We start from the raw sequence: 24,941 nt of genomic DNA, 5'->3' as shown, positions 1-24,941 counted from the left end.
CGACGCCGCCGGCGGGCGGTGTCCCGGCCACCTCCGGCTATGTCGTCTGCGCTCCCGCGCGGAAGCTAGGCTTCATGATGGCCGTCATCTAATCACCAATACGTGACGCCGCCGCCCGCCGGACGACGCGCCCGCACGCGGGTACCGACGCCTCAGGCTTCCGCCCGCTCGGTCGCCCCGAGCATGGCGCGCACGAAATCGGCGAGGTCGCTAATGTCGTCGGTGATGCGGTCGTCGCCGCGGCTGGCGGAGGCGTAGAAGATGCCGTCGAGCATCAGGCCGATCCGGCGGGCGGTGCGTGGAATGTCGACCTCGGCGAACTGGCGGCTCGCGACGCCGCGCTGCAGCGCCCCTTCCAGAAGCTGCTTCTCGCGCCCGTAGAAGCCGGCGATCAGCGCGTCGAGCTCGACGTCGCGCAGGCCCGAGCTGGCATAATCGGACATCAGCTTGACCATCAGCGCCAGCGTCGGGGCAAGCTCCATATGGGTGTCGAGCCAGGCGAGAATCTCCGCCAGCGGCTCCGTGCCGGCGGCGCGGCGCGCCTCGTAACCGGCCATGAGCTGCTCGATGGCGTGCCCAAGCGCGCGGCGCACCAGATCGTCCTTGTTGTCGAAATAGTGGTAGAGCAGCCCGACATTGATGTCGCAGACCATCGCGATGTCGCGCACCGTGACCACCGAGAAATGGCGCTCGGCGAACAGCCGCAAGGCTTCCTCGAGGATCATCCCCCGCCGCTCCGCCGGCTGGAGGCGCTTGCGCGCGGGTCGTGCAATCATGCGGCTCCTCCGTACTTGTACGGAATTTTCTGCCTTGCTCATATGCTAGGCGTGCCCATTTGTTGGGCTTGCAGACGATATTAAGTCACCGTTTAATAACCCGGTCCAGCCATTTCAGCGACCGGAGCCACTCCTCATGAAGCGCATTTTCAGGGCTGCAGCCGTCTTCGCCAGCCTCACTGCCGCCGCCCTCACGGGAATGCCGGGGGCGCAGGCCGCCCCCAAGAAGAGTTTCAAGGTCGCCTACACCGTCTATATCGGCTTCATGCCCTTCGCCTACATGAAGTCGTCCGGCATCATGAAGAAGTGGGCCGACAAGTACGGCATCGATGTCGAGATCATCCAGGCCAACGATTACGTCGGCAGCATCAACCAGTTCATCGCCGGCGAGATCGACGCGGTGGGCGTGGCCTCGATGGATGGCCTCACCATGCCGGCGGCCGGCGGCGTCGACACCTCGATCTTCCTGATCACCGACTATTCCAACGGCAACGACATCGTCCTGTCCAAGACCGCCAAGACCGTCAAGGAACTGGCCGGTCAGGACACCTACCTGCTCCAGTACAGCGTCTCGCACTATCTGCTGAACCGCGCGCTGCAGCTCAACGGCATCGACGACCCCACCGCCGCCAAGACGGTGAACATCTCCGACGCCGAGATCTCCGCCGCCTTCGTCTCGCAGGACGACATGAAGCACGCGGTCTCCTGGAAGCCGCTGACCGAGGACATGCTCAAGGTCAAGGGCGCGACGAACCTGTTCGACTCCTCCAAGATCCCGGGCGAGATCATGGATGTGTTCATCGGCAATACCCAGACGCTGAAGGACAATCCCGATTTCGGCAAGGCGGTGGTCGGCGCCTGGTATGAGGCGCTCGGCATCCTCAAGGCCGGCGGCGCGCCGGGCGAGGAGATGCGCGCGGTCATGACCAGCGCCATGGGCACCGATGCCGGCGGCCTGCAGGCGCAGCTCGACACCACCCACTTCTTCTACACGGCGGGCGAAGCCTACAGCTTCCTCGCCTCGCCCGAGAACGCCAAGATCTGGAACAGCATCCGCACCTTCTGCTTCCAGCAGGGCCTGTTCGGACAGGGCGCCACCAGCGTCGACACGATCGGCATCGAGGTCGCCGACGGCACGGTGCTGGGCGACAAGGCCAACATCAAGATGCGGGTCAACGCGACCTTCACCAAGGACGTCGCCGACGGCAAGCTCTGACGCCCGAAGGACCGGAGAGCCGTCCCCGCTCATCCCTCTCCCCATTGGGGAGAAGTGGCCAGCCCACGGGTCTCGCCTTCGGCGAGCCCGAGGACAGGCTCCGCGGGACGGTGAGGGGACCACGGTTGGACGTTCCTCAGCCCCTCGCCCCGGCGGGAGCCGGCAATAAACGGCTCTCCAAAGCTCCGTCATCCTGAGGCGCGAGCGAAGCGAGCCTCGAAGGATGGGATCTTGAGTGCTCGACAACGAGCATCCCGGGAGCAGGTGCAGCCTCCCGGGTGACGCCCTCGAAACGGAAAGCCGCCATGCGCCGCATCATCAACTACGCGCCCCGTCCGGGCGTCCGGCTGATCCTCGCCATCCTGCCCTTTCTCGCGGTGCTGGTGATCTATCTGCTCGCCTCCAATGCGCGCCTCGCGGTGGAGCCGGCCGACAAGCTGATGCCGAGCTTCGCCAGCTTCTGGGCGACCATGGTGCGCATGGCGACGACGATCGACATCGCCACCAAGCAGTATCTTCTGTGGTGGGACACCTGGCTCAGCCTGCAGCGTCTGTTCCTCGGCCTCGGCATCTCCGCCCTGCTGGGCCTCGTGCTCGGCATCATCGTCGGCTTCGTGCCCTATCTGCGCTCGACCTTCGAGCCGTTCTTCGCCGCCTTCTCGCTGATCCCGCCGCTGGCGGTGCTGCCGATCCTGTTCATCCTGTTCGGCCTCGGCGAGGCGTCCAAGATCGTGCTCATCGTGTTCGGCATCGCCCCCTTCATCATCCGCGACGTGATGCTGCGCGTGTCCGCCATTCCGACCGAGCAGATCATCAAGGCGCAGACGCTCGGCGCCTCGACCTGGCAGATGATATCCGGCGTGGTGCTGCCGCAGGTCATGCCGCGCCTCATCGATTCGGTGCGCCTCTCGCTCGGCGCCGCCTGGCTGTTCGTCATCGCCGCGGAGGCGATCACCGCCGAGGGCGGCCTCGGCTACCGCATCTTCCTCGTGCGGCGCTACCTCGCCATGGACGTGATCCTTCCCTACGTGATCTGGATCACCCTGCTCGCCTTCCTCATGGATTACGCGCTGCGCCGCCTCGCGGTCGCCGCCTATCCGTGGGACCAGATAAAGGCGGCCTGAATGACCACCATCGTCTTCGAGAACGTCTGGAAAGAGTATGACGACCGCGTCGTCCTCGAGCGCGTCAACCTCTCGCTCGACGACCACGAGTTCCTCGTCATCATCGGCCCCTCGGGTGTCGGCAAGACCACGCTGCTGCGCATGCTGCTTTCGCAGGAGCGCCCGACGCGCGGCAGGATCCTGATCGACGGCGACCCCATCGCCGCCGAGCCGACCGCCGATCGCGGCGTGGTCTTCCAGCGCTACTCGGTGTTCCCGCACCGGACCGTGCTGGGCAATGTGATGATGGGCCCGCAATGGGCCGGCGCGCCGCTGCTCGGCCGCTTCTTCGGCGCCCGCCGCAAGGCGCTGGAAGAGCGCGCCATGGCGCTGCTCGCCCGCGTCGGCCTCGGCGAGCACGCGCACAAATATCCCGCCCAGCTGTCCGGCGGCATGCAGCAGCGCCTCGCCCTCGCTCAGGCGCTGATCATGAAGCCCAAGGTGCTGCTCCTCGACGAGCCGTTCGGCGCGCTCGATCCCGGCACCCGCAAATCCATGCACGAGCTGGTCGGCGAATTGTGGGAGGAGAACCGCATGACCATCGTCATGGTCACGCACGACCTGCCGGAGGCCTTCCTGCTCGGCACCCGCGTCATCGCGGTCGACCGCCCGCGCAACGACCCGCAGGCGCCCGAACGCTTCGGCGCCACCATCGTCTCCGACTTCGAGAGCAAGTGCCGCAGCGTGCGCGAATCCCGCCTCTTCGAAGCGGAACGCGAGAGGGTGCGCCTCGCCCTCCTCGCCGGCAATTCCCTGCCGGAAGACGGCCCGACCGTCCCGGCACTTGTGAAGGACTGACTGCAATGGCCGACAAGCGCTTTCATCTCGCCTGGTTCATGAACTTCACGCCCGACGAGTGGCGCGAACCCTTCGGGCAGGGCGGCTATCCCTGGGACGGCCAGTTCTACATCGAGATGGCGCAGAGCCTGGAGCGCGCCTGCTTCGACCTCATCATGATCGAGGACAAGCTGATGGTGCCGGAGACCTTCGGCGCCTCGCGCGACCTCTCGCTCAAGCACGCGATGATGGTGCCCAAGGCCGACCCCGCCCCGCTCGCCGTCGCCATGGGCATGGCCACGCGCCATCTCGGCGTCGTCGCCACCATGTCGACCATGGCCTACCCGCCCTTCATGCTGGCGCGCCTGTCCTCCACCATCGACAGCCTCACCAAGGGCCGCTTCGGCTGGAACGTCGTGACCTCGGCGGAGGACCTCGCGGCGCAGAATTTCGGCATGGACAAGCTGCCCCCGCGCGAGGACCGCTACGCCATGGCGGAGGAATACATGGAGGTGGTCGGCAAGCTGTTCGATTCGTGGGAGCCGGACGCGGTGGTGCTCGACCGCGAGAACGGCATCTATGCCGACGGCTCGAAGGTCCACACCATCGACCACAAGGGCAAGTATTATCAGGTGCGCGGCCCGCTCAACACCGTGCCCTCGCCGCAGCGCCGTCCGGTCTACCTGCAGGCCGGCGCCTCGCCGCGCGGGCGCGATTTCGCCGCCCGCTACGCCGATGCCATCGTCTCGGTCGCCAACGGGGTGGAGGGCATGAAGGAGTTCCGCGCCGACATCCGCGCCCGCGCCGAGAAATTCGGCCGCGACCCGGACGACATCAAGGTGTTCTTCTGCATCACGCCGAGCCTCGGCGAGACCGAGGAGGAAGCCCGCACGCGCTACGAGCACGTCACCATGTCGGACAATTTCGTCACCGACGTGCTGATCTCCATCTCCGCCATCACCGAGATCGACTTCGCGCAGTTCGACCTCGACAAGCCGCTGCCGGAGAAGCTCGTCACCAACGGCGAATCCGGCACGCTCGACAAGTTCCAGCAATGGGGCTCGGGCAAGACGCTGCGCCAGCTCGCGGCGGCCGGCGGCGGCGGCCTCGTCTCCTCGCTGGAGCTGATCGGCACGCCCGCGCAGGTGGCGGAGAAGATGGGCGCGGCGATGGAGGAGGTGGGCGGCGACGGCTTCCTCCTGACCACGCCGGTGCTGCGCGTCTCGCGCCGCTACATCACCGAGATCTGCGACGGCCTGGTGCCCGAGCTGCAGAAGCGCGGCCTCACCCGCACGCAATACAAGCATCAGATGCTGCGCGACAATCTGCGCGAATTCTGACCGTCGGGGGCGCGGCTCGCCCGCGCCCCGCAAAACCTCGCCGGCCCACGACCCGGCGCGATGGAGGATGGGCATGGCACAGTGCTCGCCGGTCGACGGCACAACCGAACCGCCCCCGAACGCCGTGACGCGCCAGGGCTACCGCAACGCCATGGCGCGCCTCGGCGCGGCGGTGAACATCGTCACCACCGACGGGCCGGGCGGCCGCCACGGCTTCACCGCCTCGGCGGTGTGCTCCGTCACCGACAGCCCGCCGACGCTGCTCGTCTGCCTCAACAAGGGCTCCTCGGCGGCGGGCCCCGTCCACGCCAATGGCGTCGTCTGCATCAACACGCTGGCGGCGGGCCATGAGCCGCTCTCCAACCTGTTCGGCGGGCGCACCCCGCCCGAGGAGCGCTTCGCCAGCGGCGAATGGCGCGTGGCCGCCACCGGCGCGCCGATGCTGGTCGGCGCGGTCGTCGCCTTCGACTGCCGCATCGTGCGCACGGTCGAGGTCGGCACACATGACGTGCTGTTCTGCGAGGTGATCGGCGTCTCCGAGGGCGGCGCCGGCGAGGGCCTGATCTATTACAGCCGGCGCTACCACACCCTCGCCGGCCCCACCGACGACTGAGCGGTGGCGAAACCGCGCCCGCATCAACAGGCGGTGAAGCGGGGCGGAATCCGCGCGCCCTTGAAAGCGCTTCGTCAAGGTCGATCATAGATACAGGTGGTCGTGCATGTCGCACGCCTGTTGAGGAGCGACCCATCATGGGTGCCACCAAGATCCTGGCCGCCGCCGCGCTCGCCGCCGCGATGGCCCTGCCCGCCGCCGCGCAGGCGCAGAACGCGCCGCCGTCGGCCTTCCCCTGGCTGCGCAATTACGCGACGCCGCCCCGCGCGACCAACCAGGCCGCCATAAATGGCGACGCCGCCATACGCTGGCAGGAGACCATCAACGCCTATTCCCGCGGCCGCTGATGGCGCCGCGCCCCGGATGCGACGGTGCGCGGCCCGCGACCGGTGCTGTCCGAGGCCCTGCGATTTCCCGCCATCGCGGAGAACATCGCCGGGATCTACGGGCTCTCGATTCGGTGTTCCAAAGCGTCTTACAGACGTGAGGACCACTCGCCTTTCAGGGGGAGTGCTCTAGCTCCCCCGATAGGTCGAATAGCTCCAGGGCGTGACCACCAGCGGCACGTGATAGTGCCCCTCCGGCTCGGCGATGCCGAAGCGGATCGGCACCGTGTCGAGAAAGGGCCGTTCCGGCAAGGCGAACCCCTGCCCGGCGAAATAGTCGCCGATGTGGAACACCAGCTCATAGGTGCCGACGCGCAGCGGTACGCCGGCGATCAGCGGCGCGTCGGTGCGTCCGTCCTCATTGGTGCGGACCTGCACCAGCCGCGCCCGGCCGGAGGTTCCCACCTCGTAGAGTTCCACCTGCACGTCGGCCGCCGGCCCGCCCTTGCGGGTATCGAGCACATGGGTGGAGAGCCGGCCGGCGACGTTCGGGACGCCGGGGCCGGTCACCCGCTCGATCAGCCGTAGCCGGGTGATGTGGCCGATCTCGTCGAGCGCCATGGCGAGCTCGTGCGCGCGGTCATTGCCGAGGCGCCGCTCGAAGGCGTCGAGAATGGCGTCGCGCGTCTGTCGGCGCACGCAGATCACGAAGGGAAAGCCGAAACGCTCGCGATAGGCCGCGTTGAGCGCCTCGAAGCGCCCATATTCCTCTTCGGAGAGCCGGTCGAGGCCGAGGCCGGCCTGCTCGCAGACGGAGGCCGCCGTCATGTCGCCCGCCCGCGCCGCCTTGCCGGCGAGGTCCGGATGAACCGAGACGAAGGCCGCCTGCTCCGCCTCGCTGCGCGCGCGCACGGCCCCCATCAGCGCCTCGTGCAGCGCGGCCACCGTCGCGAAGGGCCGCATGCGAAAGGCCGAATCGGCGACCCAGGGCGTGTGCTCGAAAATATCGTGCAGCGCGATGACGAAGCCGGCCTTGTCCTGGGCGTTCAGGTCGTCGAGGCTGATGCGGTCGGACACGGGAACCTCATATGGCCGCGGCGAATCGGAACGGGTCGTCGGCGCGGGCGCGATCATAGACGCAGTCGCCGGCGACATAGGTCGCCCGCACCGCGCGATCATCCCCGAGCGTCATCAGCATGAACAGCAGTTCTTCGATGGAAGCACAATAGCCGGCACGGAACGCCATCAGCGGCGTCGCCCTGGCGTCGAGCACGCAGATATCCGCCTCGAAGCCCGGCGCCAGCCGGCCGAGCCGGTCGTCGAGGCAGAGCGCGCGCGCCCCGCCCAGCGTGGCGAGATAGAAGCCCTGCACCGCATCGAGCTTGTGCCCCGCCATCGCCGCCACCTTGTAGGCCTCGTTCAGCGTCTGCAACTGCGAGAGACTGGTGCCGGCCCCGACATCGGTGCCGAGCCCCACCTTCACCGGCCGGCGCGGATCGACCGCGTCGAACAGGCGGAACAGCCCGCTGCCGAGGAACAGGTTCGAGGTCGGGCAATGCGCCAGCGCCGCCCCGCTTTGGTGGCAGGTGCAGAAATCGCCCTCATGCATGTGCACCGCATGGCCGAACATGGAGCGCCGCCCCACCAGCCCGGCATGGGCATAGACGTCGAGATAGGAGGAGCGCGCGGGGAAGAGCTCGCGCACCCATTCCACCTCGCCCGGATTCTCGCACAGATGGGTCTGCAGGAAGAGCCCGTCGCGGCTCTTCAGCAGAGCGCCGGCCGCCTCGAGCTGCGCCTGCGTGCTGGTCGGGGCGAAGCGCGGCGTGACGCAATAGAGCTGCCGGCCGCGCCCGTGCCAGCGCTCGATCAGCGCGAGGCTCTCGTCGTAGCCGCGCTGGGCGGTGTCGAGCAGCGCCGCCGGCGCGTTGCGGTCCATCAGCACCTTGCCGGCGATCATGCGGGTGTTGAAGCGCTCGGACTCGGCGAAGAAGGCCTCCACCGAATGGGGGTGCACGGTGCAGTAGACCATCGCCGTCGTCGTGCCCGCCCGCAGCAATTCGCGCAGGAACAGCCGCGCCACGCGCTCGGCATGGCCGGCGTCGGCGAAGCTCATCTCCGCCGGGAACGTGTAGGTGTCGAGCCATTCGAGCAGTTGCGCGCCATAGGCGCCGATCATCTGCATCTGCGGGTAGTGCACATGGGCGTCGATGAAGCCGGGCACCAGCAGATGGTCGCGATAGTGCCGGATCTCGCTGCCGGCCGGCACCTGGTCGCACAGCTCCGCATAGGCTCCGAAGGCGCGGATGATGCCGTCCTCGATCAGCACCAGCGCGTCGTCATGATAATCCAGGCAGGCGCGCGAGGGTTTGTCGAACGGATCGTCGACCAGCGTCGCCGCCGGCCCGCGCAGCACCACCGTCCCGCCGATGGCGCTCATTCGGCTGCGCCCTCTGCAGCTTGATGAGGCAGCAGCGCGTACAGTTGGTCGGCCATGAACGGCGTCGCGCGCAGGCGCACGCCGGTGGCGTTGAAAATGGCGTTGGCGAGCGCGGCCGCCACCGGGTTGTAGGGGCTCTCGCTCATCGACTTCGCTCCCAGCGGTCCAATGGAATCATAGGTTTGCGCGAAGAACACCTCGGTGCGCGGCACGTCGGCGAAGGCGGGAATGTGGTAGCCGCGAAAGCTCGGATTGGCCACCGCGCCCGCCTCGTCGATGATCAGCCGCTCATAAAGTGCAGCGCCGATGGCCTGCGCAACCCCGCCCTCAACCTGCCCCCGGCACTGCATCGGGTTGATTACAGTCCCCGCATCAGCCGCGTGCAGCGAGCGTAGGATGCGAATCTCGCCGCTGCGAGAATGTACAGCGACTTCAAAGCCTTGCACATTGAAGGCGACCGAGCGCGGGGTGCCGGCGGCATCGCCGAGGGCCTCCAGCGGCGCCAGTTCGCCGAGTGCAATCCGCGCTGCACCGGCGACGACGCCATCGGCCTCGATCCGGCACGCGGAAGCATCGACGCCCAGCCGTTCGGCCGCCGCCGCGCGGATCTTCGCGGCGAGAGCCTCCGCCGCCTTGCGCGTCGCCTCGCCGGCCACCACCGTGCCGGTCGAGCCATAGGCGCCGGTATCGTGCCTCACATGCTCGGTGTCGGACTGGCGTATCGCGACCTGCCCGATCCGGGCGCCGAGCAGCGTCGCGGCGATCTGCGCGTGCACGGTCGTGGTGCCGTTGCCGAACTCCGCCGTTCCGGTGTGCAGCTCATAGCCGCCCTCCAGGGTCAGGCGCAGCCGCGTCTGCGCGACATGCCCGCGCGGCGGGATGGTGTCGATCATCGCCACCGCCATGCCGCGTCCGATCCGCCAGTCGCCGCACAGACGCTGCGGGGAGGGCCGGTCCAGCGCCGTCTCCACCAGGTCGAGGCACTGGTCGAGCCCATAGCTGCCCATCTCGACATCGTGCACCTCCTCGGAGGAGGAGACCATCGGGTCGCCGGGCCGCACGACGTTCAGCCGGCGAAACGCGAACGGATCGATGCCGAGCCGGTGCGCCAGCTCGTCCATGGCCGATTCCACGGCGAAATTGGTCTGGCTCAGCCCGTAGCCGCGAAACGCTCCGCTCGGCAGGGAATGGGTATAGACGGAATAGCCGTCGACCTTCTTGTTCGGGCAGCGGTAGAGCGCGACGCATTCGCCCGAGCCGTGGAACAGCACGCCGGCGGCGTGGTTGCCATAGGCGCCGGTATTCAGCAGCATGCGCATGGAAATGGCCGTCAGCCGCCCCTCGCGCGTGGCGCCGATCTTCAGCGTCACCTTCATCGGGTGGCGGCTGGTCGAGGCGGCGAACTGCTCGCCGCGGGTATATTCCAGCTTCACCGGCCGCCCGGTTTTCATCACGGCGAGGGCGACGATGTCCTCGGTCAGCATCTCCTGCTTGCCGCCGAAGCCGCCGCCGACCCGCTCGGCGAAGACGCGCACCGCATCGCGCGGCAGGTCGTACAGCGCGCACAGCGCGTCACGGGTCAGGAAGGGCGTCTGCGACGAAGTGCGGATATTGAGCCGGCCATCCGCGTCGCGCCAGCCGATGCAGCCATGCGTCTCCAGATGGGCGTGCTGCAGGCGCTGGCTTTCATAGGTCGCCTCGTGGATCACATCGGCCTCCGCGAAGCCCGCCGCGACGTCGCCGACCTCGCCGTGCATCTCGGCGACGATGTTGCGCGCGGGATCCGCGATGCGCGAGGCCGCCCCCTTGTCGCCATGCACCAGCGGCGCACCGGGGGCCATCGCCGCTTCCGGATCGAACACGCCCGGCAAAGGCTGGTAGTCGATGCGGATGGCGGCGCACCCCGCCTCCGCCGCCGCCTCGCTCGTCGCCACCACGGCGGCGACGCGCTGGCCGACATGGCGTACCTGGCTGTCGAGCACGCGCGTATCGTCGACATCGTCGGTGGCGTGGTGGTGCCGCGCGGTGGAGAAACACCGCTCCGGCGCGTCCTCATGGGTGAGCACCGCCACGACGCCGGGCACAGCCAGCGCCGCCGAGGCATCGATGGCGCGGATGCGGGCATGCGGCAGCGGCGCGCGCAGCAGCTTCATGTGCAGCAGCCCGGCGAGTTCGCCTTCGGGCGCGACGTCCATGGTGTAGCGCGCCGCGCCGGTGACGATGGCCGGGCCGGCCGGGGCGGGCAGGCTGCGGCCGGCCGCCTCGCCCGTGAGGTCCGGCTCCACCGTCGCGATCCCGTCGATCGCATCCGCGATCGCGGCGTAGCCGGTGCAGCGGCACAGATTGCCCTTCAGCGACGCCGCCAGCTCGGCCCTTTGTCCCTGGTCGAGCGCCGCGGCGGTCATCACCATGCCCGCGGTGCAGAAGCCGCACTGGAAGCCCTGCGCCGCAAGGAAGGCCTGCTGCATCGGGTGGAGCCCGGTGTCCTGCGTCGTGTCGGCCAGCCCCTCGATGGTGGTCACGCTGCGCCCCTCGGCGCGGAAGGCGGGGGTGACGCAGCTGTGCACCGGCCGCCCGTCGAGATGCACCGTGCAGGCGCCGCAGTCACCGGCGTCGCAGCCCTTCTTAACGCCGAACCAGCCCAGCTCCCGCAGCAGCGTGCGCAGGCACTGACCGGGACGGGGGTCGATGTCGAAGCCACGGCCGTTGACGGTGAACCTCACGCCCCCTCCTCTTGCAGTTCCTCACGGATCTCCTCGGCCAGCATGGCCGTCATGTGGCGGCGCCAGTCCGGCCGGCCATGCATGTCGTCATAATAGAGCTCGTCGGGGATCGCCGCCGCCAGGCGCGTGGCAAGATCGTAGCGGGAGGGAATTCCGGGAAAGGCGAACTGCAGCGGACGGCGCGTCGCAGCGGTGATGGTGAGCGCGAAGGCACCGCTCGCATCGAGCGTGCCGATCAGCAGCACGCCCGAGCGCCCCAGCGGGGTGAGCGAGGCGCGGCGGAAGGCGGCGCGCCGTCGCAGCGCTTCCGCCGGCAACTCGACCGCACGCAGAAACTCACCGGGCTCCAGCGCGATGTCGCGCGGACCGCGCACGAAATCGATGACCTTCACCCGCCGCTCGCCATCGTCCGGCGTCCAGAGAAGGCAGGTGCCGTCAAGCGCGACGCAGAGCGAGATCATCGGCCCGGCTGGCAGCGCCAGGCAGATATTGCCGCCCACCGTCGCCATGTTCCAGATCTTGAACGAGGCGAGGAAGGAGCGGCAGCACTCCGGGATCAGCGAGGCCGCGCTCCATCCCGCCGGCGGCTCGAAGCCGTAGAGCTGGACGACGGTGCAGGTGGCGGAAACGGTCAGCCCGTGCTCGCCGGCACGCAACGGCATCCAGCCGAGAGCGGCGAGATCGATGAGCCGCCGGACGTCCGGCTGCGGTTCCGAGAACAGCCATGTCCCCCCGCCCAGCCAGGCATCGCCTTCCACCGCAGGCGGAAGTTCGGCCCGTCCGCGTGGTCGCAGAACGGACGTGACCGCGTTGAGATCCATGGACGTCTTCCCTCGCCCTTCAGCCGCGAGCCAGCGTGCATTCGATCTGGCCGTGCGGCTCGTCCGTCGGCGTGAAGACCTGACCGTCGAACGCCCGGCCGAAGGGCGACAGGTCGATCGGCAGATAGTGCTTGTTCGGGCAGGCCATCGAGACTTCAGCCACCTCCGGCACCGCCGCCAGCACCGCCTCGCCCATGAGATACATGGTGTTCTGCACGCCGGGGCTGTAAGTGGTCGCGAACACCCTCAACCCCGCCTCCAGCACGGCCGCGTTCGCGGCCTCATAGCTGGCGGGAGTGCCGCCCCAGAGCCATTCGGCGTCCATCGAGGTGGCGAACAGCCGGTCGGCGGTCGGCTTCAGCGTCGTCGCCTCGTCGACCCAGTAATTCTCCCAGCCCGACTGTGTCGTCTTCAGGAAGGTAAGGCCGCTGACGCCCGAGGCCAGGCGCGTACCCTCGCGCGTCGCCGACAGCTTGACGAAAGGCTTGCCATTGCCGTCGAGCACGAAGGAATGATCGTGCGGCTCGCCATCGAGCTCGATGCGGCGCCACTTCGTCTCGCTCGCCGTCACCTCGACGCCGGCGACATGGAGATAGCGGCCAAGAAAATACTGCGCCAGTTCGCTGGCGAACACCTCATTTTCGGCCCCGACATGGTCGCGCGCCACGATATTGATGATGTTCTTGATCGAATCGGTGGCGATGACCTTGGTGTTGTCGCCCTCCGTATAGGCAGCGTCGAAATCGCCGGTCAGCATCGCCTGCACGGAAAGCTCGCGCACCTCGTGGCGCGGAGTGTCGCGCTGCACCCGCATGATCCGGACGCGGCCCTTGCCGTAGGAATTGCGAATGAGCGGCATGACCACGTCTCCCCTGTCTGCGCCGGATCCCCGCCGATCCACCATGCGAAACCGATGCCAGAAGGCGGGCGCACCATTTGTCACTGTGGCATGACCGGCGACGGCAGAGGAAGCCGGTCGCGCGGCTCGGGCGCAAAGGCCGCAGCGCCGCCCCGGCTGGTCCGGCGCGAAAGCGGGTGGCGTCGGCGCAGGGACCGGGCCAGAGTGACTGCGATTGACCAGCTCCTTCGCCACGAGCCCCGAATGACCGATACGCACGCCGCCTTTGTCGCCCCCCGCCCGTTCCGGCTCGACGGTCGCATTGCCCTCGTCACCGGGGCCGGCCGGGGTCTCGGCTTCGAAATGGCGAAGGCGCTCGCGGCCGCCGGTGCCACGGTCGTGATCAACGGGCGCCATGCCGAGCGGCTGGAGATCGCGGCGGCGGCGCTCGGCGCGGCGACCGGGCGCGCGATACACATCGCCCCGTTCGACGTCGCCGATATCGGCGCCGGCCGGGAGGCCATCGCCGCCCTGGCGCGCGAGCATGGCCGGCTCGACATCCTGATCAACAATGTCGGCGCGCGCGACCGCCGGCCGCTGAAGGACTTCTCGCCGGAGGAGGCGAGCGCGCTGATCGGCACCGACCTCGTCGGACCGATGCTGCTGGCGCGCGAGGCCGCCGAGCGGATGGCCGAGCATCGGCATGGCCGACTGATCACCATCACCTCCATCGCCGGCCACGTCGCCAATCGCCACGACCCGGTCTACACCGCCGCCAAGGCGGGGCTGACCGGCCTGATGCGGGCGTTGGCCGTCGACTATGCCCGCCTCGGCATCACCAGCAACGCCATCGCGCCCGGCATGTTCGCGACCGAGACCAATGCCGCGCTGGTCGGCGATGCCGAGTTCTCCGCCTTCGTCGACATCCGCGTGCCCATCGGCCGCTGGGGCAAGCCGGATGAGATCGGCGCCGCGGCGGTGTTCCTCGCCTCGGACGAGGCGTCCTTCGTCAACGGCCATGTGCTGGTGGTCGACGGCGGACAGACCGTGCGCATGTAGCGCGCGCCGACCTGCCGCGCCGACCTGCCGCGCGCTTCCGCCCTCGACGCACCGGCGGATGCGCCCTAGAACCCCGCCGGGTTCAGGGAGGAATATGGATGAGCTTCAGCGAACGCCTGCGCGAGGAGAATGCGGCGGACTGGAACGCCTCGGTCGGCCACCGCTTCGTCGACGAGATCTTTCGCGGCGCCATTCCGCCCGAAGTGATGCGCCGCTACCTGACGCAGGACTATCAGTTCATCGACGGCTTCGTCGCCCTGCTCGGCATGGCCATCGCCACCGCCGACCGCTTCGATTCGCGCATCCGCTTCGCCCAGTTCGCCGCGATGATCACCAGCGACGAGAACACCTATTTCCAGCGCTCCTTCGACGCGCTCGGCGTGCCGGCGGCCGAACGCGCGCATCCCGTGCTCACCGCGCCGACCAGCGGCTTCCAGACATTGATGAAGGACGCCGCCGCCAGCCGCGACTACGCGAGCTGCCTCGCCGTGCTCGCCGTGGCCGAATGGCTCTATCTCTCCTGGGCCGACAGGCCGGACGCACCGCTGCCGGAAGATTTCGTGCATGCGGAATGGATCACGCTGCACAATAATGACAGTTTCCGCGCCTTCGTGACTTGGCTGCGCGGCGAACTCGACCGTGTCGGCGCAGCAGTCGACGAAGAGAAGCGCGCCTCCGCTGCCGCCTTCTTCCGCCGTGCCGTCAGCCTGGAGCGCGCCTTCTTCGATCACATCTACGATTGATGCGAGCAAAACGCGTTACCGTCGCGCACAACATCCACGGATTGCACCTCTGCGGCTTTCGTCAAAAGATTGTGTTCGCCTGAATCGTTTCCGCTTTATTTCCGGCAATCCCTCTCGGTTGAACTCAGGCGCGGTCTGCAAATTATCTGACACCAAATTATTCACGCCTGATGCCGTCGACAAAACGCACGAAAGCACCGGAAGCCAACGAATTCATCCGATTCCCGTATCACCAACCCGATGCGGCGTGCATTGTCCGACCAACTCCGCCGGAACATTGAGGACATGGCGGTATAGCAGGCTGGCCAATGAGACTTGTGCATGTCATCGGGAAACACTGCTTGCCGATTGCTTATTGACCTTTTCACATTTGGTGTTAAATCCGACATGGTTCTCCATGGAGGAAATAGATGTCGGAGCAGGATAGCTCGTCGGTCGATTATCTCGGCCTCACCGCTGATGTCGTTGCGGCTTTTGTCGGCAACAACTCGGTCCCCGCCACCGAGCTTCCCGATCTGATCGCCAAGGTTCATGGCGCGCTGCTTCGACTTTCCACCCCGGCTCCGGCTGTGGTCGAGGAGGTTCTGAAGCCTGCGGTTCCGGTCAAGAAGTCGGTCACGCCGGAATATATCATCTGTCTTGAGGATGGCCTGAAGTTCAAGTCCCTCAAGCGTCATCTGCGTACCAAGTACAACATGACGCCGGAAGAATACCGCGCGAAGTGGGGCCTGCCGAACGACTATCCCATGGTCGCTCCGAGCTATGCTGAGGCCCGCTCCAACCTCGCCAAGAAGATGGGCCTCGGCCAGCAGCGCAAGAAGCCGGTACCGGCGGCGCCGGTCAAGACCCGCGGCCGCGCCAAGAAGGTGGCGTGAAGCAGGCGACGCTTCCGCCGCACGCGCCAGGCGATCGGACCAATTGAAAAATGCCGCGCTGACCGGGTCAGCGCGGCATTTTCTTTGGCGCGCCCGCGGGGCTAGATTTGATCTGGTCGACGCTCCGCATCCGCGCCACCCGCGAGCCAATGGCCGATGAAGGCATCGAGCCAGAGGCGGATCCGCGCATCGTGCTGCAAGCGGTCGAGAAAATGCGCGCGGCGCGGCCGGGCACCCGGCTGGTCCAGTCGCTCGCTGCCCCGCACGGTCCAGCGGCACATCATGTGATGCGTCACCTCGGGATGGAACTGGATGCCGTAGGCGCTCGGCCCGAAGCGGAACGCCTGATTCGGGAAGGTCCGGCCCTCGGCCAGGAGCTCCGTCCCGGCGGCCAGCTCGAAGCCCTCATTGTGCCAGTGATAGACATGGTCCGGCCACGGCGCGCCCGGCCCCTCCCCTGATGTCACGTCCAGCAGCGCCGTCCCGGCGGACGTGGCGCGGATCGGGTAGTAGCCGATCTCGACCAGCCCCTCGGGATGCGGCGCGACCTTGGCGCCGAGATGCCGGGCGAGCATCTGCGCGCCGAGGCAAATGCCGAGATAGGGCTTGCCCTCCGCCAGCGGCACGCCGATCCAGTCGATCTCGGAGCGCACATAATCGTGGCAGTCATTGGCGCTTTGCGGACCACCGAACACCACGGCCCCGGCATGGCCGGCGAGCGTCGCCGGCAGCGGCTCGCCGAGGCAGGGCCGGCGGATGTCGAGCCGATGACCGCGCTCGACCAGCAGCCTCCCGACCCGTCCGGGGGAGGAATGCTCCTGATGGAGCACGATGAGCACGGGAAGCGGCGGAACAGCGGAAGCCATGATTTCGATCAGGCACGGGACCGGAGGGGACGTCGGGCGTTTCCTCTTCCCGCAAGCAAGGATGACGCCAAGGACTCGCGGGCGGTTCAGGCGACGCGGCCGCAGCCTCCTCCGGCCGCCCGGAAAGCCTATTCGTCGAACTCGTCGCGCACCCGCTTGCGAAGCTCGACCCGGTCGCGCGAACTCACATTGAGCAGCTCCGCGGCCCGCCAGACGAGATTGTCCTCGAATTCGGTCAGGCCGCCATCGGCATAGGCAACCTCGAACATCATCTCGACCACGCGCTTGCGCCCCTCCTCATCCATGGCCCGATTGAGCACGCTGGTGAAGCCATAGAGGTCGACCGCTTCGGCATCGCGCGCAATGGCGGCTTCCAGAAGCTTCTCGGCGTCGCCGTCGGAGAGACTGAAACGGTCGGCAAGGATGCCCCGCAGCTTGGCCATCTCGTCCGCGCCGATGATGCCGTCGATCGTCACGACATGCACCAGCAGCGCTGCCGCCGCCAGACGGTAGTCGTTCTCGGCGAAGGCGGCGGTCTCGCGGCCGCCACCGGCGATCTCGGCGATGAAATCGGTCAGCGAGCGCAGCATGCCGGGCGGCTCCTCCTGCGACGGGGCGGACAGGTCGGGAAATGGGATGGGACCCGGCTTTCAGGTCCTCAGCGTGCGTAACGTAATCGTCTGGACGGCGCAACGGCCGGTCCGCCGCGCGCGACAGATCGCGGGCGCAGCGGTGCAGCCACGCCACACCCACGTCGGGGGCTGGAGCCGCTCGCCAGCGGCGATCGAATTCCGACCGCCCAAAAAAGAGCCCGACGGGGTCGAGGAACCCGCCGGGATGAGGTTGGGGAATCCATCCGGGCCGTGCCGTCCGGCACCGACCCGCCGCGCGATGCCGGACTATTCGAGATAGTCGGCGTAGCGCGACACGTGATCCGCCAGGCCGAGCGCATGGTTGCGCACCAGCACCTCGGCTGCGTCGGTGGCTCGCGCCTCCAGCGCCTGGATGATGGCGAGGTGGTCCTGGATCGAGCGGTTGGCCCGATCCTCCTCGGCGATCGTCTTGCGGCGGATCATCCGCATATGGGTGAACAGGTTCTCTGCCAGATTGACGAGAATGCCGTTTCCACCCATCGCGATGATGGTCTGGTGGAACTGGATGTTCACCTCGGAATATTCGTCGAGCTTGGCGTGCGGCGCATCCTCGCCCTCTTCGAAGGAGGCGAACATCTGCCGCAGCCGGCCGATCTCCTCGTCACTGGCATGCAGCGTGATCAGCCGCGCCGCGAGGCTCTCCAGCGCGGCCCAGACCTGAATCATCTCGATCACTTCGCGCTTGGTCTTGCGCACCACATAGATGCCGCGCCGCGGCACCGAATGCACGAAGCCCTCGCGCTCCAGCTGCGCCATCGCCTCGCGCACCGGCGTGCGGCTCACGCCGAGGCTTTGGGCGAGCTGGCGCTCGTCGAGCCGGACCTCGTTGGTCTGATCGTAGATGTTGAGCGAGACGATGACCTCCTTCAGCGCGATGTAAGCGCGGTTCTTGAAGGTGGAGGTATCCTCAAGCGGTGCCACGGAGAGCTTCGCAGCCCCGCCGTTCACCCGGCGAATGGTGCTTTCGACGCTCATCATGATGCTTCCATCCCGGGCCCGGTGCCGGGCACCGGCCCATGGCATCGGGAATGAAGCCTTCTATCGGCGTAAAACATTGGCGTTGCCTCCCGTCCCCCCGAAACGCCGGTTCGCGCTCCCGCCTGCCGGCCACCTTCTGTTGCGTGGCTCGGGCGACGGGGTGTCCCGCGACCGTTGATGGCCCGATCTCCCTCTCCGGGGGCGAGGGATTCGGCGGAAGAGCGATTGGCCCCGCCCTTCGCCTGGGCGTCGGAAGAATTACCTGAGGTAACCCCCTCGACTTAAGCCCGCCGCGCGTTCATCGCACGGCGGGCTCTCTTGCTTCATGCCGACTTCAGGCGGGCTGGGCAGAGGTTCCGCGCAGCTTGCTGAAGAGCATGCCGATCAGCGGCCATATGCCGGCAATGACGCCGAGGGCCATGATCGAGGACACGAGCGGGTTCGACCAGAACACCGCGATGGAGCCACCGGAGCCGAGCAGGGACTGGCGGAAGGCTTCCTCGGCGCTGTCGCCGAGAACGATCGCCAGCACCAGCGGGGCCAGCGGGTAGTTCGTCTTCTTCAGCAGGTAGCCGAGGACGCCGAACACCATCATCATGAGCACGTCGAACACGTTGTTGTTCACCGTGTAGGCACCGATGGCGCAGATCACCAGGATCACCGGGGCGATGATCGAGAAGGGGATCCGCAGGATCGAGGCGAACAGCGGCACCGTGGTCAGCACCAGGATGAGGCCGACGATGTTGCCGAGATACATGGAGGCGATGAGGCCCCACACGAATTCGGCCTGCTCGACGAACAGCATCGGACCGGGCTGGAGACCCCAGATCAGCAGGCCGCCGAGCAGAACCGCGGCGGTCGGCGAACCGGGAACGCCCAGCGCCAGCATCGGGAGCATGGCCGCCGTGCCGGCGGCATGCGCGGCGGTCTCGGGGGCCACGACGCCCTCGATCTCGCCATTGCCGAAGTTCTTGCCGTTCTTCGACACGCGCTTGGCGATGCCGTAGGCCATGAACGAGGCCGGCGTCGCACCGGCGGGCGTGATGCCCATCCAGCAGCCGATGATGCAGGAGCGCAGCGACGTCACCCAGTACTTGGGCAGCGTCTTCCAGGTCTTCCACACCACCTTCGGGTCGATCTTCGCCGCCTTGCCGCGGAACTCCAGGCCCTCTTCCATGGTCAGCAGGATCTCGCCGATGCCGAAGAGACCGATGACCGCGATGAGGAAGTCGAAGCCGTTGAGCAGCTCGGTAACGCCGAAGGTCAGGCGCAGCTGGCCCGTCACCATGTCAAGGCCGACCGCCGCGAGGGCGAAGCCGATCATCATGGACACGACGGTCTTGGCCGGCGGCTCCTTGCTCATGCCCACGAAGGACGCGAAGGCGAGGAAGTACACCGCGAATTTCTCGGCCGGGCCGAACTGCAGCGCGAACTGTGCGACCAGCGGCGCGATCATGGTGATCATCACGATCGCGAAGAAGGCGCCGACGAAGGACGAGGTGAAGGCGGCGGTGAGCGCCTCGCCTGCCCGTCCCGAACGCGCCATGGGATGACCGTCGAAGGTCGTCGCCACGGACCAGGGTTCGCCCGGGATGTTGAACAGGACGGAGGTGATGGCGCCGCCGAACAGCGCGCCCCAGTAGATGCAGGTCAGGAGGATGATCGCCGAAGTCGGCGACATCGAGAAGGTCAGCGGCAGCAGGATCGCGACGCCGTTGGCGCCGCCGAGGCCCGGCAGCACGCCGATGATCACGCCGAGCAGGATGCCGACCACCATCAGGAGGATGTTGAACGGATCGCCGGCTATGTAGAAGCCGTGATAAAGGTTGATGAAATTGTCGAGCATGGGCGCTTTTCCCTGGGGGCGGCCGCGACCGGCCCCCTCTTATCTGTCTATGGTCAGAGTCCGAGCATCGCCTCGATCGGCCCCTTGGGGAGCGGGATCAGGAACCAGCGCTCAAGCGTCACGTAGAAGAACGCCGGCACACCGACCGCCACCGCCAGCGAAAGCGGGAAGCCGTACTTGCCCAGCCACGTCATGAACACGACGATGAGAAGGAACGACGGAAGATAGATGCCGAGGAACGGGATCATCACGACGTAGATCGACGCCGGGATCAGAACCCGGAGAACCTGGCCGAGCTGGCCCCATTCGGCGAACAGCCCAACGGAGTCCTCGCGGAACGCCATGACAAGGTTGATCAGGCTGCACAAGCAGATGATGAGCCCGACATAGAAGGGAAAGAAGCCGGCCTGCGGGCCGTCCGAGCCCCAGCCGAAGCCGACGATGACGCTGCCATAGATGACGATAAGGCCGAACAGCAGGGTCAGCAGCGCCGTACCGATCTCTACGGCACGCTGCTTCGGTCCCGCTGCGGCTCCGTGGTGAGCCTGTTCCATCACGATGTCTCCGAAAATCCGCGCGAAGAACGGGCCGGCGGGACAGCTACCCGTCGGCATCGCGTTTGACGCCAGCCCGCTGAAAGTTTGTTCTTGTCTCGCCCGAAGGGCGGCTCGGCGGGGACACTGTTCGGTCCCCGCCCTGCACCGTTGGTGCCGCGATCCGGTCGAGGATCGCGCGGTCGGCCCGAGGGTCGACCGTGCTCACGCTACGCCATCGACAGGCGTATCAGTTGCCGGCGATGAAGCCCGCTTCCTGCATCAGACCCTTGTGGGTCGTCTCGGACTGCGTCAGCCAGGCCTTGAACTCGTCGCCCGCCATGAAGGTCTGGTTGAAGGCGCCGTCCTTCATGAGCTGCTTCCACTCCGGGGTCTCGCGGACCCTCTTGAACAGGTCGACGAAATAGGCGACCTGCTCGTCGGTCACGCCCGGGGGCATGAAGACGCCGCGGAGCATGAGATATTCCACGTCGAGGCCGGCCGACTTGCAGGTCGGCACCGAGGACCAGGACAGGTCGCCCTGAATCTTGTCGGTGTAGGGGAGCGTCTTGGAGTCGAACACGCACAGCGGGCGCAGCTTGTCGCCGCGCCACTGCGAGACGGCCTCGATCGGGTTGTTCACGCTCGAGTTGATGTGACCACCGACGAGCTGCACCGCGACTTCGCCGCCGCCCTTGTACGGGATGTAGGTCAGCTTCTTGCCCAGCGCCTTCTGGATGGCGACGGTGATGATCTGGTCTTCCTGCTTGGAGCCGGTGCCACCCATCTTGAAGGTGTTGTCCGGGGCGGCCTTGATCGCGGCCTCATATTCCTGCGCGGTCTTGTAGGGCTCCTGCGCATTCACCCACAGCACGAACTCGTCCAGTGCCAGCATGGCCACCGGGGTCAGGTCCTTCCAGTTGAAGGGAATGCCGGTGGCGAGCGGGGTGGTGAACAGGTTCGAGAGCGAAATGACGATCTTGTGCGGATTGCCCTTGTTGCTCTTCACGTCGAGGAAGCCCTCGCCGCCGGCGCCTCCGGACTTGTTGATGACGACGAGCTGGGTCGACATCAGGTCGTGCTTGGCGATGATGCCCTGAAGCGTGCGGGCCATCTGGTCGGCGCCGCCGCCGGTACCGGCCGGCACGATGAACTCGACCGGCTTGGTGGGCTCCCAGGCCGCCGACGCGGGCAGCATGGACAGGGCCGTCATGCCAAGAGCGGTCACGGCGCCAAGGCCGAGAGCATGCAAGTGTTTCATTTGGCGTTTCCTTCCCAAAGGGTTTGGCGAGTGGCCGACTCTTGAACAGGTCGGCTTTCTGATTGGGTCGCGCCTCTCATCCGGAGGACGGGGCTGGACCTCGATAGCCGGCGACTTTGTTGTGTCTCTCCGCCGGATATTCTGTGGAATAACTTGTACCAAGAAGAGGCCGAAGCCAAGAGATAATTCTAAAGTTCAATGTTGCGACGCAATGTCAGTTGGTATTACGTATTCGCGTTATTATGTATTTGGCATACATACTTTGGTATACGTAATAATTCATAATGTCGAAACGCATACCTTATTACTCAAACCGTTGACAAGAAAGCCTTTTCCTTCAAGCTCCACGGCCCGGTCCCGCGCCGGACGGCCCATGTCCCAGCGCTTCATGCAGCGCCGATCGTCCGGCGCCGTGATGCGTCGAACCGGGCCGCGAATACTTGGCGCGCTGCGACATGCCCGATTTTGCCCCGCTTGCGCCCGCTTTGTCGCCATATTGTTGCGTCGCAACACATTTTCTTACGGGCCGCGAGCCGCCCCGCGCATCATTGCCACGTCGTACACAGCCGGCAGTGTACGGGCCGGCAAAACGCGGCGCCGACGTCGCCGTGCGGAATCGTTTTTGCTAGAGCATCCATAAGGACAGAATCCGCGTCCGCAATCCGGCCGCGATGCGAGCCGATCCTTGGGACACACCACCCGCCACGGCAAGAGGAGACACTGATCAAATGACCAGCCGCGTGATTCCGGTGGCTCCCTTCACGCTCACCGTTTTCGGGGCGACCGGCGACCTGTCCCGCCGCAAGCTGATTCCGGCCTTGTTCCATCGTGATCTCGACGGCCAGATTCCCGATGACGCCTCCATCATCGGCGTGTCGCGCCGCGAGCTGAGCGACGAGCAGTTCCGCGCCTTCGCGCGCCAGGCGCTCACCGACCACATTCCCGCCAGCGAGCTCGAGGGGCCGGAGATCAACCGTTTCCTCGCCCGCCTCTCCTATGTCGCCGCCGATGCCGATGCCGATGCCGGCTGGGCCGAGCTGGCGCGGCGCGTGGGTGGCTTTCCCGAGCATATTCCCGTCTATTATCTCGCCACCGCGCCCCACCTTTTCGGGCCGATCTGCGAGCGGCTCGGCAAATACGGCCTCGCTGCGGAAGGCCGCGTCGTCATCGAGAAGCCGATCGGCAAGGACCTGAAGTCCGCCGTCGCGCTCAACGAGCAGGTCGGGCGCATCTTCCCGGAGGAGCGCGTCTACCGCATCGATCACTATCTGGGTAAGGAGACGGTGCAGAACCTCATGGCACTGCGCTTCGCCAACGCGCTGTTCGAGCCGTTGTGGAACAACGCCCATATCGACCATGTGCAGATCACCGTGGCCGAGGCGCTCGGCGTCGAGGAGCGCGCCGGCTATTACGACACCGCCGGCGCCATGCGCGATATGGTGCAGAACCACATTCTGCAGCTCCTCTGCCTTGTCGCCATGGAGCCGCCCGCCTCGCTCGACGCTGACGCGGTGCGCGACGAGAAGCTGAAGGTGCTGCGCGCGCTCAAGCCGATCGACGACCTCAACATGGCCGCAGTCACTGTGCGCGGCCAGTACCGCGCCGGCGCCTCGGCCGGAGGCGCCGTGCCGGGCTATCTCGACGAGCTCGGCTCCTCCACCAGCAATACCGAGACCTTCGTCGCCGTGAAGGCGGAGGTGGAGAACTGGCGCTGGGCCGGTGTGCCCTTCTATCTGCGTACCGGCAAGCGCCTCGCCTCGCGCGTGTCGGAGATCGTCGTCGGCTTCCGGCACGTGCCGCATTCGGTTTTCGGCGACGCGGTCGGCGCCATCGAGCCGAACCGGTTGGTCATCCGCCTGCAGCCGGACGAGGGCGTGAAACTGTGGCTGATGATCAAGGATCCCGGCCCGGGCGGTATCCGCCTCACCCATGTGCCGCTCGACATGAGTTTCGCCAAGGCGTTCAAGGTGCGCAACCCGGACGCCTATGAGCGGCTCATCCTCGACGTGGTGCGCGGCAACCAGACCCTGTTCATGCGCCGCGACGAGGTCGAGGCGGCGTGGAAATGGGTCGACCCGATCCTCGAGGCGTGGCGCAGCGCCAAGGAGCCGCCACGCCCCTACACGGCGGGTACCTGGGGCCCCTCCGCCTCCATCGCCCTCATCGAGCGCGACGGTCGCACGTGGCTGGAGGACGGCGCGTAATCGCGCCTGTGGCTGGAGGACGGCGCTTAGCCCAATCCACCAGCTAGGGAACGGCGCCATCGAAACGCCGTTCCGCCGGACAGTGCCGTATACTCTCCGGCGGACGGTGCTTCGGCCCCGTTCGCGATGAATATGGCCGGCAGCAAGCCGGCGCCGGAGAACGACGAGGAGACCGTGTGAGCATGTCGACGATGCACGAGTTGAAGGATGGCGCCGCGCTGGCGCGGGCCCTGTCGGATTTCGTCGGCTCGGCGCTGACCGCGCGCGTGGCGCGCAGCGGCTTTGCGAGCCTCGCCGTCTCCGGTGGGCGCACCCCGACCCGCTTCTTCGAGGAGTTGTCGACCCGCGACCTGCCGTGGGAGAAGATCGCCATCACCCTTGTCGACGAGCGCTGGGTGCGCGAGACCTCCGATCGGTCCAACGCCCGGCTGGTGCGCCAGCATCTGCTGAAGAACCGGGCCGCGGCGGCGAAGTTCGTGCCGCTCGCCAATGACGCGCCGACGCCGGAAGACGGGCTGTTCGCCGTCAACGAAGCGCTGGAAGACCTCTCCTGGCCGCTCGCCTGCGCCGTGCTCGGCATGGGCGATGACGGCCACACCGCCTCGTTCTTCCCCAATGGCGACCATCTCGACGAAGCGCTCGACCCGGACGGCACGCTCGGCCTCATCCCGATGCGCGCGCCCGATGCCGGCGAGCCGCGCATCACCCTCACTCTGCCGATACTATTGGCGGCCGACGCGCTGGCGCTCCACATCGAGGGGGCGGCCAAGCGCCCCGTGCTGGAGAAGGCGCTGGGCGAGGGACCGGCGACCGACATGCCGATCCGCGCCGTGCTGCGCGCGAAGCCCGCGCTCGACATTTTCTGGTGCCCCTGAACCGACGGGCACCGC

General features: G+C 67.0%; 23 protein-coding genes. 11 read left to right on the top strand and 12 right to left on the bottom strand.

All coding sequences use genetic code 11. The features are described from left to right. Positions 1-152 precede the first annotated feature (152 nt). Complete coding sequence (locus AC1PZ7_RS05225; RefSeq protein ID WP_482358448.1) at positions 153-776, bottom strand: TetR/AcrR family transcriptional regulator; 624 nt, start codon at positions 774-776, stop codon at positions 153-155. Positions 777-912: 136 nt separating this feature from the next. Here AC1PZ7_RS05225 and AC1PZ7_RS05220 point away from each other — a divergent pair, with 136 nt between their 5' ends. The 6 genes from AC1PZ7_RS05220 (at position 913) to AC1PZ7_RS05195 (ending at position 6,232) form a co-directional block, all read left to right on the top strand. After that, positions 913-1,992 carry a putative urea ABC transporter substrate-binding protein gene (locus tag AC1PZ7_RS05220; RefSeq protein WP_482358447.1) on the top strand — a complete coding sequence of 360 codons (1,080 nt, stop codon included), beginning with the start codon at positions 913-915 and terminating at the stop codon, positions 1,990-1,992. A gap of 305 nt (positions 1,993-2,297) precedes the next feature. Then, entirely contained in the window at positions 2,298-3,116 is an 819-nt protein-coding gene (locus AC1PZ7_RS05215) for an ABC transporter permease (protein WP_482358446.1), read from the top strand. Beyond that, positions 3,117-3,953 (top strand): ABC transporter ATP-binding protein, encoded by an 837-nt coding sequence (locus tag AC1PZ7_RS05210; RefSeq protein ID WP_482358445.1) that lies wholly within the window; start codon positions 3,117-3,119, stop codon positions 3,951-3,953. It abuts the gene before it with no gap. Positions 3,954-3,958: 5 nt separating this feature from the next. Beyond that, a complete protein-coding gene (locus tag AC1PZ7_RS05205) occupies positions 3,959-5,272 on the top strand; it encodes an NtaA/DmoA family FMN-dependent monooxygenase (protein ID WP_482358444.1) in 1,314 nt (437 codons plus the stop codon). Between the two features lie 151 nt (positions 5,273-5,423). Continuing rightward, on the top strand, positions 5,424-5,885 hold the full coding sequence (locus tag AC1PZ7_RS05200) for a flavin reductase (RefSeq protein ID WP_482359571.1): 462 nt from the start codon (positions 5,424-5,426) through the stop codon (positions 5,883-5,885). Positions 5,886-6,022: 137 nt separating this feature from the next. Continuing rightward, positions 6,023-6,232 carry a hypothetical protein gene (locus AC1PZ7_RS05195; protein ID WP_482358443.1) on the top strand — a complete coding sequence of 70 codons (210 nt, stop codon included), beginning with the start codon at positions 6,023-6,025 and terminating at the stop codon, positions 6,230-6,232. Positions 6,233-6,400: 168 nt separating this feature from the next. Here AC1PZ7_RS05195 and uraD read toward each other — a convergent pair whose 3' ends face one another. Genes uraD through pucL form a run of 5 tightly spaced genes read right to left on the bottom strand, consistent with a single transcriptional unit; the run spans position 6,401 to position 13,054 of the window. After that, complete coding sequence (uraD, locus tag AC1PZ7_RS05190; protein WP_482358442.1) at positions 6,401-7,288, bottom strand: 2-oxo-4-hydroxy-4-carboxy-5-ureidoimidazoline decarboxylase; 888 nt, start codon at positions 7,286-7,288, stop codon at positions 6,401-6,403. A 7-nt stretch (positions 7,289-7,295) separates the two neighbouring features. After that, positions 7,296-8,651 carry a guanine deaminase gene (gene guaD / locus AC1PZ7_RS05185; protein ID WP_482358441.1) on the bottom strand — a complete coding sequence of 452 codons (1,356 nt, stop codon included), beginning with the start codon at positions 8,649-8,651 and terminating at the stop codon, positions 7,296-7,298. Beyond that, the gene (locus AC1PZ7_RS05180; RefSeq protein ID WP_482358440.1) at positions 8,648-11,374 is read right to left on the bottom strand and encodes a molybdopterin-dependent oxidoreductase; all 2,727 of its coding nucleotides are present in this window, start codon (positions 11,372-11,374) and stop codon (positions 8,648-8,650) included. Before AC1PZ7_RS05180 ends, guaD begins: the two co-directional genes overlap by 4 nt. Continuing rightward, a complete protein-coding gene (locus tag AC1PZ7_RS05175; protein WP_482358439.1) occupies positions 11,371-12,195 on the bottom strand; it encodes an FAD binding domain-containing protein in 825 nt (274 codons plus the stop codon). The genes AC1PZ7_RS05180 and AC1PZ7_RS05175 overlap by 4 nt, the downstream gene beginning before the upstream one ends. A 19-nt stretch (positions 12,196-12,214) precedes the next feature. Then, positions 12,215-13,054 (bottom strand): factor-independent urate hydroxylase, encoded by an 840-nt coding sequence (pucL, locus tag AC1PZ7_RS05170; protein ID WP_482358438.1) that lies wholly within the window; start codon positions 13,052-13,054, stop codon positions 12,215-12,217. 243 nt (positions 13,055-13,297) lie between these two features. Here pucL and AC1PZ7_RS05165 point away from each other — a divergent pair, with 243 nt between their 5' ends. From AC1PZ7_RS05165 to AC1PZ7_RS05155, 3 genes are all read left to right on the top strand, one after another. Next, positions 13,298-14,092, top strand: coding sequence for an SDR family oxidoreductase (locus tag AC1PZ7_RS05165; RefSeq protein ID WP_482358437.1), 795 nt, complete (start codon positions 13,298-13,300; stop codon positions 14,090-14,092). Between the two features lie 98 nt (positions 14,093-14,190). After that, complete coding sequence (locus AC1PZ7_RS05160) at positions 14,191-14,835, top strand: TenA family protein (RefSeq protein WP_482358436.1); 645 nt, start codon at positions 14,191-14,193, stop codon at positions 14,833-14,835. Positions 14,836-15,245: 410 nt separating this feature from the next. Then, the gene (locus tag AC1PZ7_RS05155; RefSeq protein ID WP_482358435.1) at positions 15,246-15,710 is read left to right on the top strand and encodes a Ros/MucR family transcriptional regulator; all 465 of its coding nucleotides are present in this window, start codon (positions 15,246-15,248) and stop codon (positions 15,708-15,710) included. Between the two features lie 101 nt (positions 15,711-15,811). Here AC1PZ7_RS05155 and AC1PZ7_RS05150 read toward each other — a convergent pair whose 3' ends face one another. From AC1PZ7_RS05150 to AC1PZ7_RS05125, 6 genes are all read right to left on the bottom strand, one after another. Beyond that, complete coding sequence (locus tag AC1PZ7_RS05150; RefSeq protein ID WP_482358434.1) at positions 15,812-16,576, bottom strand: glutamine amidotransferase; 765 nt, start codon at positions 16,574-16,576, stop codon at positions 15,812-15,814. 128 nt (positions 16,577-16,704) lie between these two features. Continuing rightward, positions 16,705-17,166 (bottom strand): tellurite resistance TerB family protein, encoded by a 462-nt coding sequence (locus AC1PZ7_RS05145; RefSeq protein ID WP_482358433.1) that lies wholly within the window; start codon positions 17,164-17,166, stop codon positions 16,705-16,707. Between the two features lie 309 nt (positions 17,167-17,475). After that, positions 17,476-18,207, bottom strand: a complete 732-nt coding sequence (locus AC1PZ7_RS05140; protein WP_482358432.1) for a GntR family transcriptional regulator — start codon at positions 18,205-18,207, stop codon at positions 17,476-17,478. Positions 18,208-18,541: 334 nt separating this feature from the next. Continuing rightward, entirely contained in the window at positions 18,542-20,053 is a 1,512-nt protein-coding gene (locus tag AC1PZ7_RS05135; protein ID WP_482358431.1) for a tripartite tricarboxylate transporter permease, read from the bottom strand. 53 nt (positions 20,054-20,106) lie between these two features. Beyond that, positions 20,107-20,607, bottom strand: coding sequence for a tripartite tricarboxylate transporter TctB family protein (locus AC1PZ7_RS05130; protein WP_482358430.1), 501 nt, complete (start codon positions 20,605-20,607; stop codon positions 20,107-20,109). A 229-nt stretch (positions 20,608-20,836) separates the two neighbouring features. Further along, on the bottom strand, positions 20,837-21,847 hold the full coding sequence (locus tag AC1PZ7_RS05125; protein WP_482358429.1) for a Bug family tripartite tricarboxylate transporter substrate binding protein: 1,011 nt from the start codon (positions 21,845-21,847) through the stop codon (positions 20,837-20,839). Between the two features lie 728 nt (positions 21,848-22,575). Here AC1PZ7_RS05125 and zwf point away from each other — a divergent pair. Together zwf and pgl are read left to right on the top strand one after the other, a co-directional pair. Next, positions 22,576-24,051 (top strand): glucose-6-phosphate dehydrogenase, encoded by a 1,476-nt coding sequence (gene zwf / locus AC1PZ7_RS05120; protein ID WP_482358428.1) that lies wholly within the window; start codon positions 22,576-22,578, stop codon positions 24,049-24,051. 182 nt (positions 24,052-24,233) lie between these two features. Next, positions 24,234-24,926, top strand: coding sequence for a 6-phosphogluconolactonase (gene pgl, locus AC1PZ7_RS05115; RefSeq protein WP_482358427.1), 693 nt, complete (start codon positions 24,234-24,236; stop codon positions 24,924-24,926). Positions 24,927-24,941 lie beyond the last annotated feature (15 nt).

This window comes from Ancylobacter sp. TW_SC_1 (genome assembly GCF_056836805.1).
The sequence above is the reverse complement of the archived record's forward strand: the minus strand, read 5'-3'. Positions and strand labels throughout refer to the sequence as shown.

What these genes read in the sequence shown, in the direction of transcription:
- AC1PZ7_RS05155 (WP_482358435.1), top strand. Translation starts at nt 15,246, where the DNA reads ATGTCGGAGCAGGATAGCTCGTCGGTCGATTATCTCGGCCTCACCGCT.
- AC1PZ7_RS05210 (WP_482358445.1), top strand. Translation starts at nt 3,117, where the DNA reads ATGACCACCATCGTCTTCGAGAACGTCTGGAAAGAGTATGACGACCGC.
- AC1PZ7_RS05165 (WP_482358437.1), top strand. Translation starts at nt 13,298, where the DNA reads ATGACCGATACGCACGCCGCCTTTGTCGCCCCCCGCCCGTTCCGGCTC.
- AC1PZ7_RS05220 (WP_482358447.1), top strand. Translation starts at nt 913, where the DNA reads ATGAAGCGCATTTTCAGGGCTGCAGCCGTCTTCGCCAGCCTCACTGCC.
- AC1PZ7_RS05150 (WP_482358434.1), bottom strand. Translation starts at nt 16,576, where the DNA reads ATGGCTTCCGCTGTTCCGCCGCTTCCCGTGCTCATCGTGCTCCATCAG.
- AC1PZ7_RS05205 (WP_482358444.1), top strand. Translation starts at nt 3,959, where the DNA reads ATGGCCGACAAGCGCTTTCATCTCGCCTGGTTCATGAACTTCACGCCC.
- AC1PZ7_RS05140 (WP_482358432.1), bottom strand. Translation starts at nt 18,207, where the DNA reads ATGATGAGCGTCGAAAGCACCATTCGCCGGGTGAACGGCGGGGCTGCG.
- AC1PZ7_RS05215 (WP_482358446.1), top strand. Translation starts at nt 2,298, where the DNA reads ATGCGCCGCATCATCAACTACGCGCCCCGTCCGGGCGTCCGGCTGATC.
- AC1PZ7_RS05130 (WP_482358430.1), bottom strand. Translation starts at nt 20,607, where the DNA reads ATGGAACAGGCTCACCACGGAGCCGCAGCGGGACCGAAGCAGCGTGCC.
- AC1PZ7_RS05200 (WP_482359571.1), top strand. Translation starts at nt 5,424, where the DNA reads ATGGCGCGCCTCGGCGCGGCGGTGAACATCGTCACCACCGACGGGCCG.
- AC1PZ7_RS05160 (WP_482358436.1), top strand. Translation starts at nt 14,191, where the DNA reads ATGAGCTTCAGCGAACGCCTGCGCGAGGAGAATGCGGCGGACTGGAAC.
- AC1PZ7_RS05135 (WP_482358431.1), bottom strand. Translation starts at nt 20,053, where the DNA reads ATGCTCGACAATTTCATCAACCTTTATCACGGCTTCTACATAGCCGGC.
- zwf (WP_482358428.1), top strand. Translation starts at nt 22,576, where the DNA reads ATGACCAGCCGCGTGATTCCGGTGGCTCCCTTCACGCTCACCGTTTTC.
- AC1PZ7_RS05225 (WP_482358448.1), bottom strand. Translation starts at nt 776, where the DNA reads ATGATTGCACGACCCGCGCGCAAGCGCCTCCAGCCGGCGGAGCGGCGG.
- AC1PZ7_RS05195 (WP_482358443.1), top strand. Translation starts at nt 6,023, where the DNA reads ATGGGTGCCACCAAGATCCTGGCCGCCGCCGCGCTCGCCGCCGCGATG.
- pucL (WP_482358438.1), bottom strand. Translation starts at nt 13,054, where the DNA reads ATGCCGCTCATTCGCAATTCCTACGGCAAGGGCCGCGTCCGGATCATG.
- AC1PZ7_RS05125 (WP_482358429.1), bottom strand. Translation starts at nt 21,847, where the DNA reads ATGAAACACTTGCATGCTCTCGGCCTTGGCGCCGTGACCGCTCTTGGC.
- guaD (WP_482358441.1), bottom strand. Translation starts at nt 8,651, where the DNA reads ATGAGCGCCATCGGCGGGACGGTGGTGCTGCGCGGGCCGGCGGCGACG.
- AC1PZ7_RS05175 (WP_482358439.1), bottom strand. Translation starts at nt 12,195, where the DNA reads ATGGATCTCAACGCGGTCACGTCCGTTCTGCGACCACGCGGACGGGCC.
- AC1PZ7_RS05145 (WP_482358433.1), bottom strand. Translation starts at nt 17,166, where the DNA reads ATGCTGCGCTCGCTGACCGATTTCATCGCCGAGATCGCCGGTGGCGGC.
- pgl (WP_482358427.1), top strand. Translation starts at nt 24,234, where the DNA reads ATGTCGACGATGCACGAGTTGAAGGATGGCGCCGCGCTGGCGCGGGCC.